General features: G+C 56.2%; 6 protein-coding genes. All 6 read right to left on the minus strand.

The genetic code is table 11. The features are described from left to right. Window positions 1–13 precede the first annotated feature (13 nt). Window positions 14–2305 carry a sensor histidine kinase gene (locus ACOAP0_RS07070; protein ID WP_498375019.1) on the minus strand — a complete coding sequence of 764 codons (2292 nt, stop codon included), beginning with the start codon at window positions 2303–2305 and terminating at the stop codon, window positions 14–16. Then, a complete protein-coding gene (locus ACOAP0_RS07075) occupies window positions 2302–2943 on the minus strand; it encodes a DUF4390 domain-containing protein (RefSeq protein WP_498391351.1) in 642 nt (213 codons plus the stop codon). Before ACOAP0_RS07075 ends, ACOAP0_RS07070 begins: the two co-directional genes overlap by 4 nt. Continuing rightward, the gene (gene rsmB, locus ACOAP0_RS07080; protein WP_498391352.1) at window positions 2891–4216 is read right to left on the minus strand and encodes a 16S rRNA (cytosine(967)-C(5))-methyltransferase RsmB; all 1326 of its coding nucleotides are present in this window, start codon (window positions 4214–4216) and stop codon (window positions 2891–2893) included. The genes ACOAP0_RS07075 and rsmB overlap by 53 nt, the downstream gene beginning before the upstream one ends. Before the next feature lie 7 nt (window positions 4217–4223). Next, window positions 4224–4778: a LemA family protein gene (locus ACOAP0_RS07085; protein WP_498375017.1), complete on the minus strand. Its 555-nt coding sequence runs from the start codon at window positions 4776–4778 to the stop codon at window positions 4224–4226. Window positions 4779–4867: 89 nt separating this feature from the next. Then, window positions 4868–9094 carry a DNA-directed RNA polymerase subunit beta' gene (rpoC, locus tag ACOAP0_RS07090; RefSeq protein ID WP_498375016.1) on the minus strand — a complete coding sequence of 1409 codons (4227 nt, stop codon included), beginning with the start codon at window positions 9092–9094 and terminating at the stop codon, window positions 4868–4870. A gap of 19 nt (window positions 9095–9113) precedes the next feature. Further along, window positions 9114–13226, minus strand: coding sequence for a DNA-directed RNA polymerase subunit beta (rpoB, locus tag ACOAP0_RS07095; RefSeq protein WP_087495285.1), 4113 nt, complete (start codon window positions 13224–13226; stop codon window positions 9114–9116). Window positions 13227–13386: the final 160 nt, after the last annotated feature.

Consider the following 13386-nt stretch of genomic DNA (forward strand, 5'->3'; position numbering starts at 1 on the left):
ACCTGACCCGGTCTCATGCCAAGGCGCCAGGCGCAACTGTCAATGATAACGACACTTGCGCGCCGACTACGACACCATCCTTCAGACGGTTCCCGAGGTCGATTCGCGCACCATGTTCATCCGATATTTTTTTCACAACAGCTAGGCCGAGTCCGGTGCCCCGCGCTTTGGTTGTCACGTATGGTTCGAAGGCCCGTTTGAGAATACTCTCTGGAAATCCATCGCCCTGATCGAGCACCGACATGCGCACACGCTTGTTTGTCGCCTGCCATTGCGTCCGGAGTGTCACTGTGCGGGCAGCCTCACGAGACATTGACGCACTGGCACAGGCGTCTTGCGCGTTTTGCAGAAGGTTGTGAATCACTTGCCTCATCTGTTGTGCATCGCCCATCACCATGGGGCAAGCTTCGTCCAGCTCCAATTCAATCGGAACTTTCGCAACCTCAGGATCATAGAGATGCATCACATCTTTGATCAATGCGTTGAGTTGCAAAGGCTTGAGCTCTGCAGCGGGAAGACGGGCATAGTCACGAAACTCATTAACCAGACGCTTCATGGCATCCACCTGATCTACGATCGTCTTGACCGACTTGACCAAGATGGCCTGCTCCGGGTTCTCCAACTTTCCGGACAATTTCATCTCCAGACGTTCAGCTGAAAGCTGGATGGGCGTGAGTGGATTTTTGATTTCGTGGGCCAAGCGGCGCGCCACTTCGCCCCACGCTTGGGCACGCTGCGCCGAGACGATTTCAGAAATGTCGTCAAACACCAACAACCGGAGATCGGAAGGAAGCTCTGCACCCCGGGCTACCAGCGTAATTGCACTGTCAAAGGGGCCGAAACTAGTGGATGTGCCACCGCCTAGCTCAAAGGATTGCTGCCAGTGATCGGCGCCGCGTTCGCCCTGCCCCGCAGCCAACTCTTCAAACTGCCGCTGTGCGCCATTGCCAAATGCCTCTAAGCCGGGAAGTAGCGCCAAGAGCGCGCCTGTGTGCGGAGCCAACTCGCGCTTCAGGATTCGTGAGGCGCCTGGATTGGAGCTTTTTATGCATCCGTCGTGGTCGAGAACGATAACGCCTGAAGTCAAGTTGTCGAGGATCGTCTGCAAATTCGCACGCGCCGCATCGACCTGCGACATGCTGACCTCCACAGCCTGGCGTGCATCTGCCAGTTGCTGGGTCATGGAGGCAAACGCACGCGTAAGGCCACCCAACTCGTCACGCCCCTGCAGTGCGAGTTTGGGCGTCAAGTCACCGGCAGCCACCTGACTGACCCCTTCGGTGAGTAACAGCAAGGGCCGCGCAATCTGGTTCCCCAAAACAACTGCCAACAATACGGCGCCAAACACGGCCAGAAACAAACTGAGCGTCAGCGTGCCGATGTACATGCGCTTGAGGCCCTCACGTCCCAGGGCCCGCTCTTGGTACTCTCTGTTTGCGGCTTCCACTGCGAGTGCGTTACTAACCAGCCCCTGGGGTAGCGCACGGGAAACCAGCATGTATCGGGTGTCTGCAGTCAGTCCCAGCCCCGAACCGGTGATTGGAACCAGCGCCTTGATGCGGGCACTGCTCAGTGAGCCCGTCACCGCATCATCAAACCCCTCAACCCAAGCCAATGAGCGCTGTTGCCGCGCAGTGCGGAACTGACTGGTAGTTGGCTTATCCGGACTGAGCTGGAACTTGGATTGCCCTACGCTGGCAACAAGACTCCCAGCACCACTCCAAATGGTGATGTCAGTGGCGCTCAACTGGTCCATCATGCGCTCTGCCAGGACGCCTGCCGCACTTTCAGGATTTTCCGAAATCAAGTTGGCCGCTGCTTTTGATTTCACTGCGAGGTCCACCGTGAGGGTATCCAATGTGACCCGCCCCAGATTCAAGCCGGCCTCGAGCGCGCCTTCGACCTTCACGTCGAACCATGTTTCAATTGATCGGGATACAAACTGGTAAGAGACAACGTAGATCAACAAGCCGGGCATCACGCCCACCAGCGCAAAGATAGTTGCCAATTTCAGGAGCAAGCGACTACCGAATCGGCCTTGACGCAAGCGAATGATCAGGCGGTAGCTGACCCATGCAATTGCCGCAGCCAATAGACTGGCAACTACGACGTTGATAACGAACAAAACGTTGTAATTGCTTTCATACAACTCGCGATTGTTCGTGGCCTGCGTGAGCAAATACAAGAGCATCAGACCAATCAGCACCATAGTCACCGAACCAATGGCAATGGCCCTCCGCATAGAACGGGAGGTGTGCTGAATATTGGTAGTTTCTCGAGGCTCAACTACCGAATCAGCGCTCATTTCACAGTCTCCGGACCCAAGGTTACCGATCTGACAACACTGACATCCCAATCAGATTGCCCCAGTACACCGATTTGGAAAGGTCTGGGTAACTGGCTCACATCCAGCATAAAGCGGAAATCCAAACGGTAGCGGCCGACAGGATCCAGCTCCCCAGGCCCGGCAATGCGCCATTTAACAATCCGCTTGATCGCAGCAATGGCCATCGGGAGACTGTCAAAAGTTTGGCTCAAAGCCAACCCTTGGCCGGCGCTGGTTCCGCTTCCGGTCCCAACACTCAATCGCCAACGCCTGGTGAGCGGCTGAAAAGCCAGTTTGTAATGACGGGAGACGGAGGCGAGCGATTTATCGTACCAATACCAACGCTCTCTCAGCACCTCGGCTTCCACTCTGAAATAGACAGGCACGCCCTTGAGTAGGGCGTCTTCCACCGGGGCAGACAGTTCGAACTGAAGTTGGGCAGTAAGAGTGAGCTCCTCGCTTGAGCGCTCGACCTCAAATTGGCTCAGTTCTACAGACGCTTGCGCGTGTAGCGGAGCCCAGACAAAAACCAAAAGAATTAGACATAGGCGTCTCAGCAGACTTTCAAAAGTGTTTCTTTTCGAAAAGTGCATAGAAAAAGCCATCATGGTCGCCATGCTGATTGTCGGCTACGTCCTGCCCAGACTGCCCACTTTGTGGCAGCAAATGGCCGGGAGAGGGCAATAGAACGGCGTCTTTGTTGCTCTCAAGAAACGATTTCACTTGGTCCGCACCTTCCGCCCTGAATATGGAGCAAGTGCAATACAACAGCTTGCCGCCCGGCTTCAGCGTGGACCATAGAGCAGCAAGAAGCTTCTTTTGTTCCATCGCCAGTTGAAGAACATCGCTTTCCCGCCTCAACCACCGAATGTCCGGATGGCGTCGAACAATGCCCGATGCTGTACACGGCGCATCCAAAAGCACATAGTCAAACGGGTTGCCGTTCCACCAAGTACCGGTGTCGGCAGCATCAGCCGTTTGAACATTTGCGGTCAGACCAAGTCGACTCAGCGTTTGATGAATCCGCTCGGCACGTTGGCCGTCGACCTCCAGCGCCAGCACTTCTGCGTCACACAGTTCGAGCAGATGTGCGGTTTTTCCGCCCGGAGCTGCGCAGGCATCGAGTATCCGTGGATGCCCATGGGCTGGGACTCCAGCCAACAGGAGCTTAGCAGCCATTTGCGCAGCACCATCCTGCACAGAAACTAGACCTTCGGAGAAACCCGGCAATGCGGAAACAGGTACGGCCTTGGTCAGCTCCAGCAAAGAACCACTTTCTAGGGCAACGTCGATGCCAGCGCTCTTTAACTGTTGGTGATACTCCGATGCTTGGACCTTGCGCACATTGACGCGCAGGGTCATGGGCGGATGGCGATTGGCGTTCTGAAGAATGGTTTGCCAATCCTGGGGATGCTCCTCTTTGACACGCTTGATCCACCAGGCAGGATGATTCCAACGGGCCTCCGGCCTATCGTTAGTGGCTGTCACCAGAGCCTCACGCTCACGCAGAAACCGACGTAAACATGCATTAATGAAGTTAGCTTGTGCGGCCGCGCTTGGTGTCTTCTTGGCACACTCCACCGCCTGGTTCACGAGGGTAAACTCGTCATAAAGTGCGTGGGACGTGTCCCATACCAGCGCCAATACCAAGCAAAGCAAAGTATCTACTGCGACGGGGGGAGGTCGTTTTGCAAGCTGTGCACGTATAGCTTTGGCACGCCCCATGTTTCGCCACGCCCGGAAAGACAAAGCTTGTACGCCACCTCTTAAATGTGCCGGGACTCGCTCCATTGCGACGCTTCCGGATACACCGTCCGCTACGTCCATAAGCACCACGACCGTCGCTTGCAATTGTCGCCAAAGGGGCGGGGCTCTCTCGATGTCAGTCATCTTCTTCCTAGATCTTTGTGCTTGATTCAAAACCCATCCATCCGGCAACCCATCGGGCTGGGTATTCTGCTATTGCGTCGTTATAGTTTTCAATAATGGCATTCAGCGCCTCTTGGATGGCTTTGACCTTGTTTTGGATGGCACTCCATTCCGCTTGCATTTCTTCAGGCACCGGGGCTCCCGCAAGGTCAGGCGGAGTGTTGGCCCACGTGGACCACGCACTTTGAAGCGCAACAAGGCTGTCTGATCGCTTTTGCTGCGCCGTTTGACTCAGGCTATTCTTGCGCGGCGCGTACCAAATCGCTTCGACAACTTGTGCTGCGCGTACCACTTCCATCCATTCGGCTTCCATATCCTGCGGACTATTCGTAGCTGTCAATGCTGCCATTTGCGCTGACTGGGCGAAAGTCTCCAGAAGCATCAGTGAAGACCTTACCTGTCTTTCCAATGCGGTGAGTACATCCAGCGCTCGGGAGCGGAGTCTCATCAGCCGGTTGTAGAGCCCGACGAGCCAGAAAATGACCGCGGCTACTGCAAGCCAAAGCCAGATGGATGTGTCCATCTCATTCCCTCTTTTTTTCGCTGTTCGAATTCCAAAAAAAACGCCCCAAGCTGCATGCAACTTGGGGCGCTTTGAGTCAGGCTCCTGGCTTATTCGGCCGCAGAGTCATCCCCGGCAGCTGCATCTTCAGTCAGATCGGCAGTACCTGCCAACTCAGCCGCTTCCGCTTCTGCAATGGCGCGACGCTCTGCGTCGTCCATGGTTTCGCGGACCTTGCGAGCTTCGTGGTAGGCCAAGCCGGTACCGGCTGGAATCAAACGGCCGACGATCACGTTTTCCTTCAGGCCACGCAATTCGTCGCGCTTGCCCATGATGGCAGCTTCGGTCAACACGCGGGTCGTTTCCTGGAACGACGCAGCGGAGATGAAACTGTCGGTGGACAAGGACGCCTTGGTAATACCCAACAGCAAATTGGTGTAGGTCGCTGGAATCTTGCCTTCGGCGCGCAAAGCGTCGTTCGTGTTGAGCATTTCGGAGCGCTCAACCTGTTCGCCATTGATGTAGCCGGAATCACCTGCATTTTCAACGACCACACGACGCAACATCTGGCGAACAATCACTTCAATGTGCTTATCGTTGATCTTCACGCCTTGCAAGCGGTATACGTCCTGAACTTCGTCCACGATGTAGCGTGCCAGTTCTTCCGAACCCAGCAAGCGCAGAATGTCTTGCGGATCGGCTGGACCGTCCACCACAGACTCGCCCTTGTTGACCACCTGGCCTTCGTGCACCAGGATGTTCTTTTCCTTGGGCACGAGTTCTTCCCAGACTTTGCCTTCTGGATCGGTGATCTGCAGACGGACCTTCCCTTTGGTTTCTTTACCGAAGGACACGGTACCGGTTACTTCAGCCAACACGCCCTTGTCTTTCGGTGAGCGGGCTTCAAACAACTCGGCAACCCGTGGCAGACCACCGGTGATGTCTCGCGTCTTCTGGCCTTCGATTGGGATACGGGCCAGCACTTCGCCGGGACCCACATCCTGTCCGTCACGTACTTGCACCAAGGCGCCTACGGGGAAACCGATCGTCACCGAGTGGTCTGTACCTGGGATCTTGACTTCGTGACCGGACGCATCGATCAGCTTCACTTGCGGACGCACAACCTTTGCAGCACCGCGGCGCTTCGGATCGATAACTACCAGTGTGGACAAACCAGTCACTTCATCCACTTGCTTGGCCACGGTCAAGCCTTCTTCGACATTTTCGAAGTGGGCTTTACCCGCAAACTCGGTAATGATGGGTCGGGTCAATGGGTCCCAGTTTGCGAGGATTGCACCGGCCTTGACGGTCTGGTCTGCCTTGATGGTCAGCACCGCACCGTATGGAACCTTGTGACGCTCACGCTCACGGCCGTGTTCATCATGAATGATGATTTCTCCAGAGCGGGCAATCACCACCAACTCGCCCTTGCTGTTCGTCACATAGCGCATCGTGGCGTTGAAGCCGATATTGCCGTTGGACTTGGCTTCCACGCTGGAAGCGATAGCAGCACGGGACGCGGCACCACCGATGTGGAAGGTACGCATGGTCAGCTGGGTACCGGGTTCACCAATGGACTGCGCCGCAATCACACCGACAGCCTCGCCACCGTTGATCAAACCGCCACGACCCAAGTCGCGTCCGTAGCACTTGGCGCAAATGCCGAAGCGCGTTTCGCAGGTCAGTGCGGTGCGGACCTTGACTTCGTCGACGCCGGCAGTTTCCAGCATTTCGATTTCGTCCTCTTCCAGCATGTCACCGGCGTTCAACAACACGGCACGTGTTTCAGGGTGCAACACATCGTCAGCAGCAGTGCGGCCGAGGATACGGTCACGCAGGGACTCGATCACTTCACCGCCTTCCACAATGGCGCGCATCAGCGAGCCATCATGGGTTCCGCAGTCTTGCTCGGTCACCACCAAGTCCTGGGTCACATCGACCAAACGACGTGTCAGGTAACCGGAGTTAGCCGTCTTCAAAGCGGTGTCAGCCAGACCCTTACGGGCACCGTGGGTGGAGATGAAGTACTCCAACACGTTCAGACCTTCGCGGAAGTTCGCGGTAATGGGCGTTTCAATGATGGAGCCGTCTGGCTTGGCCATCAGACCCCGCATACCCGCCACCTGACGAATCTGAGCCGCTGAGCCGCGGGCTCCGGAGTCGGCCATCATGTAGATGGAGTTGAAGGATTCCTGTTGCACTTGGTTGCCATGGCGGTCAGTGACCAATTCCTTGGACAACTTGGCCATCATCACCTTGGACACTTCGTCACCCGACTTGCCCCATATATCCACCACTTTGTTGTAGCGCTCGCCGGAAGTTACCAAACCGGACACGTACTGCTGTTCGATCTCTTTCACTTCCTTCTGGGCGCGACCGATGATGTCGTGCTTTTCCTGCGGCACCAACATGTCATCGATACAGATGGAAATACCCGCCTTGGTTGCCAAACGGAAACCGCTTTGCAGCAGCTTGTCGGCAAACACCACGGTTTCCTTCAGTCCGCACTTGCGGAAGGACACGTTGATGAGCTTGGAGATTTCCTTCTTCTTTAAGGCCTTGTTGATGTTCGCGAAAGGCAGGCCCTTGGGCAGAATCTCAGACAACAAAGCACGGCCCGCGGTGGTTTCCCACAGCTTGGTTTCAGGCACGAACTCGCCGGTTTCCTTGTTCTTGGTCCACTCTGTCAGACGCACGTTAATGCGCGCATTCAACTCCACCTGGCCCGCGTCAAAAGCGCGCTGCACTTCACCGGTATCTGCAAACACCAGACCCTCACCCTTGCCGTTGATGCGGTCGCGGGTGGTGTAGTACAAGCCCAGCACCACGTCTTGGGAAGGAACAATGGATGGCTCGCCGTTCGCGGGGAACAGCACGTTGTTGGAGGCCAGCATCAAAGTGCGGGCTTCCATTTGTGCTTCCACCGACAGCGGTACGTGGACAGCCATTTGGTCACCGTCGAAGTCGGCGTTGAATGCCGCACAAACGAGGGGATGCAACTGGATGGCCTTGCCTTCAATCAGGATGGGCTCAAAAGCCTGGATACCCAAACGGTGCAGCGTTGGCGCACGGTTCAGCATCACGAGGTGCTCTTTGATGACCTCTTCCAGAATGTCCCACACCACGGGGGTGCCGGACTCAACTTCTTTCTTGGCAGCCTTGATGGTGGTCGCAATGCCCATGGCTTCCAAGCGCGCAAAAATGAATGGCTTAAACAACTCCAAGGCCATCAGCTTGGGCAGACCGCACTGGTGCAGTTTGAGCGTTGGGCCCACGGTAATCACTGAACGACCGGAGTAATCCACGCGCTTGCCCAGCAAGTTCTGACGGAAACGGCCGCTTTTGCCCTTGATCATGTCGGCCAAGGACTTTAAGGCGCGCTTGTTGGCGCCAGTCATGGCCTTGCCGCGACGGCCGTTGTCCAGCAAGCTGTCCACGGCTTCTTGCAGCATCCGCTTTTCGTTGCGGGCGATGATCTCGGGAGCCTTCAACTCCAGCAAACGGCGCAGACGGCTGTTGCGGTTGATCACGCGGCGATACAGGTCGTTCAGGTCGGAGGTCGCAAAGCGGCCGCCGTCCAGGGGAACCAGGGGACGCAAGTCCGGTGGCAGCACCGGCAACACGTCCAAAACCATCCACTCGGGCTTGATACCTGATTTCTTGAAGGCTTCCAGCACCTTGAGGCGCTTGGCGTTCTTCTTGATCTTCAGCTCGGAACCGGTCAAGTCGTTGCGCAGCTTCTCGATGGAGCCATCGATGTCGATGCTTTCCAGCAAATCTTTGATACCTTCGGCGCCCATCTTGGCGGTGAACTCGTCACCGTATTCCTGGAATTTGGCATCAAAGTCGTCCTCGGACATGATGCTGTACTTCTTCAGCGGGGTCATGCCGGGGTCGGTCACCACGTATGCTTCAAAGTACAACACGCGTTCGATGTCACGCAGGGTCATGTCCAGCACCAGGCCCAAACGGCTAGGCAGGGACTTCAGGAACCAGATGTGCGCGCAAGGAGCAGCCAAGTCGATGTGACCCATGCGTTCACGACGCACTTTGGTCTGTGTAACTTCAACGCCGCATTTTTCGCAAATAACACCGCGGTGCTTCAGGCGCTTGTATTTGCCGCACAAGCATTCGTAGTCCTTGATGGGTCCGAAAATCTTGGCGCAAAACAGGCCGTCACGCTCAGGCTTGAAGGTGCGGTAGTTGATGGTTTCAGGTTTTTTGACTTCGCCGAAAGACCAGGAACGGATCTTTTCAGGCGACGCCATGCCAATCTTGATGGCATCGAAATGCTCATCGGGCGTGAACTGCTTGAACAGGTCGAGTAAAGATTTCATGTGACTCTTTCCCTTGTCTTTAAGAACGATCCAGCTCAATGTCGATGCCCAAGGAACGGATTTCCTTGACCAGCACATTGAACGATTCCGGCATGCCGGCTTCAATAGAGTGTTCGCCCTTGACGATGTTTTCGTACACCTTGGTACGACCTTGCACGTCATCGGACTTGACCGTCAGCATTTCCTGCAGCACGTAGGAAGCACCATAGGCTTCCAGCGCCCACACTTCCATTTCACCGAAGCGCTGACCACCAAACTGGGCCTTACCACCCAGAGGCTGTTGGGTCACCAAGCTGTACGGTCCAGTTGAACGGGCGTGCATCTTGTCGTCGACCAAGTGGTGCAACTTCAGGTAGTGCATGTAGCCGACGGTGGTGGTGCGCTCAAAAGCATCACCGCTGCGTCCGTCATAAAGTTGCGCTTGGGTGCGGGTAGCGGTCAGGCCCTTGGCCTTGGCCACATCATCCGGATAGGCCAGTTGCAACATGTCGCCGATTTCTTTTTCGGTGGCACCATCGAACACGGGTGACGCGAACGGCACGCCACTGGTCAGCTCCTTGGCCATTTCCTGGACTTCGGCATCTGACAACTGTGCCAGGTCTTCCTTGCGACCGGTGCTGTTGTACACCTGCTCCAGGAAACCACGAATCTCAGTGGATGCTGCTTCGCGTTGAAGCATGTCGCCAATGCGTTGGCCCAAGCCCTTACCAGCCCAGCCCAAATGCACTTCCAACACCTGCCCGATGTTCATCCGCGAAGGAACGCCCAATGGGTTCAACACGATGTCCACCGGTGTGCCGTCTGCCAAGTAGGGCATGTCTTCAACAGGCGTGATCTTGGAGACCACACCCTTGTTACCGTGACGGCCGGCCATCTTGTCACCAGGCTGCAAGCGGCGCTTGACAGCGATGTAGACCTTGACCATCTTCAAGACACCTGCGGGCAACTCGTCGCCTTGTGTCAGCTTCTTGCGCTTTTCTTCAAAAGCGAGGTCGAAGCTGTGGCGGGTTTGTTCCAGCGAGTTCTTGATGCTTTCAAGTTGGCTTGCCACCTCTTCGTCCGCAGGACGGATGTCAAACCAATGGAACTTCTCCACGGAGGTCAAGTAAGCCTTGTCGAGCTTGGTGCCTTTGGCAAGCTTTTGTGGACCGCCATTGGCCACTTTGCCGGTCAACAGCTTCTCGATACGGTCAAAAGCATCCGCTTCCACGATACGCAACTGGTCGTTCAGGTCCAGACGGAAACGCTTGAGTTCGTCGTCGATGATCTGCTGTGCACGGCGGTCACGCTGAATGCCTTCACGGGTGAACACTTGCACGTCGATCACTGTACCGGAGCTGCCCTGGTCCACGCGCAGGGACGTGTCCTTCACGTCGCTGGCCTTCTCGCCGAAGATGGCACGCAAGAGCTTTTCTTCTGGCGTAAGGGTGGTCTCGCCCTTGGGCGTGACCTTGCCAACCAAGGTATCACCCGGCAGGACTTCTGCACCCACGTAAATGATGCCGGACTCGTCCAGACGGTTGAGCTGTTGTTCGCTCAAGTTGGGGATGTCGCGGGTTATTTCTTCCGCGCCCAACTTGGTGTCACGTGCCATCACCACAAGTTCTTCGATGTGGATGGAGGTGTAGCGGTCTTCGGCCACCACACGCTCGCTGATCAAGATCGAATCTTCGAAGTTGTATCCGTTCCAGGGCATGAAGGCGACCAACATGTTCTGGCCAATGGCGATTTCGCCCAAGTCCGTGGATGCGCCGTCGGCAATCACGTCACCCTTGGAAAGCTTGTCGCCTTTCTTCACGATGGGACGCTGGTGAATGTTGGTGTTCTGGTTGGAACGCTGGTACTTGATCAGGTTGTAGATATCCACACCGACTTCACCGGCTTGCGCTTCAGCATCGTTCACGCGGATCACCACACGGGTCGCATCCACGTAATCAACGATACCGCCACGGGTCGCAGTCACCACCGTGCCGGAGTCGACCGCGGCGACGCGCTCGATACCGGTACCCACCATGGGTTTTTCGGGACGCAACACGGGCACGGCTTGACGTGACATGTTAGCACCCATCAAGGCGCGGTTGGCGTCATCGTGTTCCAGGAACGGCACGAGGGAAGCTGCCACCGACACGATCTGGGCTGGTGACACGTCCATGTACTGAACGCGGTCAGCACTCACCAGAATGGATTCACCTTTTTCACGGGCAGACACCAGGTCGCCAGTCAGCGTGCCTTCCTTGTCCAGCGCTGCGTTGGCCTGGGCAATGACGTACTTGCCTTCTTCAATCGCAGACAGATAGTCGATCTCGTTGGTGACTTTGCTGTCCACCACACGTCGATACGGTGTTTCGATGAAACCGTACTCGTTCAGGCGTGCGTACAGCGCCAAAGAGTTGATCAGACCGATGTTTGGACCTTCGGGGGTTTCGATTGGGCACACACGACCGTAGTGGGTCACGTGCACGTCTCGCACCTCGAAGCCAGCGCGTTCGCGGGTCAAACCACCAGGGCCAAGTGCCGACACACGGCGCTTGTGGGTGATTTCGGCCAATGGGTTAGTCTGGTCCATGAACTGGGACAGCTGCGAAGCGCCGAAGAATTCCTTCAGGGCCGCCGAGATAGGCTTGCTGTTGATCAGGTCATGCGGCATCAGGGGCTCTTGCTCTGCCTGGCCCAAGCGCTCTTTCACTGCTTTTTCGATACGTGCCAGACCTGTACGGTATTGGTTCTCGGCCAACTCGCCTACGCAACGCACGCGGCGGTTACCCAAGTGGTCGATGTCATCGACGTCGCCACGGCCGTTGCGCAGATCCACCAGAATCTTGACGACAGCCAAGATGTCTTCGTTGGTCAGCACCATGGGGCCGGTGGATTCCGAACGTCCCATCTTGGCATTGAACTTCATGCGACCCACGCGCGACAGGTCGTAGGTGTCAGGGTTGTAGAACAACCGCTGGAACAGCGCCTGAACTGCATCTTCCGTAGGCGGCTCGCCTGGGCGCATCATGCGATAGATGGCGACGCGCGCTGCGAATTCGTCCACCGTTTCGTCGGTGCGCAGGGTTTGCGAGATATAGGCGCCTTGGTCCAGCTCATTGGTGTAGATGCAAGCCAGGTCCTGGATGCCTGCGGTGCGCAGCTTCTTCAACAGGGCTTCGGTCAACTCTTCATTGGCCTTGGCCACGATTTCACCGGTATCACCGTCCACCACATTGCGTGCAACCACACGGCCAATCAGAAAGTCTTCAGGCACGCTGATATGCGAGGTACCAGATTGCTCCAGTTCACGGGTATGGCGCGCAGTCACGCGCTTGTCTTTGGCCACCACCACTTTGCCGGACTTGTCGGTGATGTCAAAACGTGCCACTTCACCACGCAGACGCTCTGCCACAAATTCCATTTGTGCGCCACTATCCATCAAGCGGAAGTTGTCGTTGACAAAGAAGTTGGCGAGGATGGACTCATTGTTCAGGCCGATAGCCTTGAGCAGAATCGTGACCGGCATCTTTCGGCGACGGTCTACACGGAAGTACAGCAGGTCTTTGGGGTCAAACTCAAAGTCGAGCCAGGATCCGCGGTAAGGAATGATGCGCGCAGAGAAGAGCAACTTTCCGGAACTGTGGGTCTTACCCTTGTCGTGTTCGAAGAACACGCCAGGCGAACGATGCAACTGGGACACGATCACGCGCTCAGTACCGTTGATGATGAAAGAGCCCTTGCCAGTCATCAGGGGCACTTCGCCCATGTAGACCTCTTGCTCTTTGACTTCCTTGACCACCTTGTTTTGACCGGTCGAAGACTCGCGGTCATAAATGATCAATTGCACCTTGGCGCGAACTGCGGAGGCATAAGTCAGGCCACGGGTCTGGCATTCACGAACGTCAAATGCGGGCTTGGCGAGGTTGTACTCGAGGTACTTCATCTCCACAAAGCCGTTGTGGGACACGATGGGGAAAGCGGCTTCAAAGGCGGCCTGCAAGCCTTCGTTGGTGCGTTTCTTGGGGCCTACGTCGGCTTGCAAAAATGCGGTGTACGCATCTTTTTGCATCTGGAGCAGGTAGGGAATCTCGAGCACGCTATCGCGACTACCGAAGTTTTTGCGAATTCGCTTGCGTTCTGTGTATGTGTAAGCCATTAGATCTCCGGGCAAAGGCTGAGGAATCCTGGGGGTCCTAGGCGACTGTCGCGTTGAGCACCACTCTCAACAGGCTTGGTGATTGGCCACTACCAATCATTGGCGGACGGTCGCGCATTGCACGCAACCCGAACCAAGGCATCTTCTGCAGTCGGATCAG

This window comes from Curvibacter sp. Hmag1.1 (genome assembly GCF_059769165.1).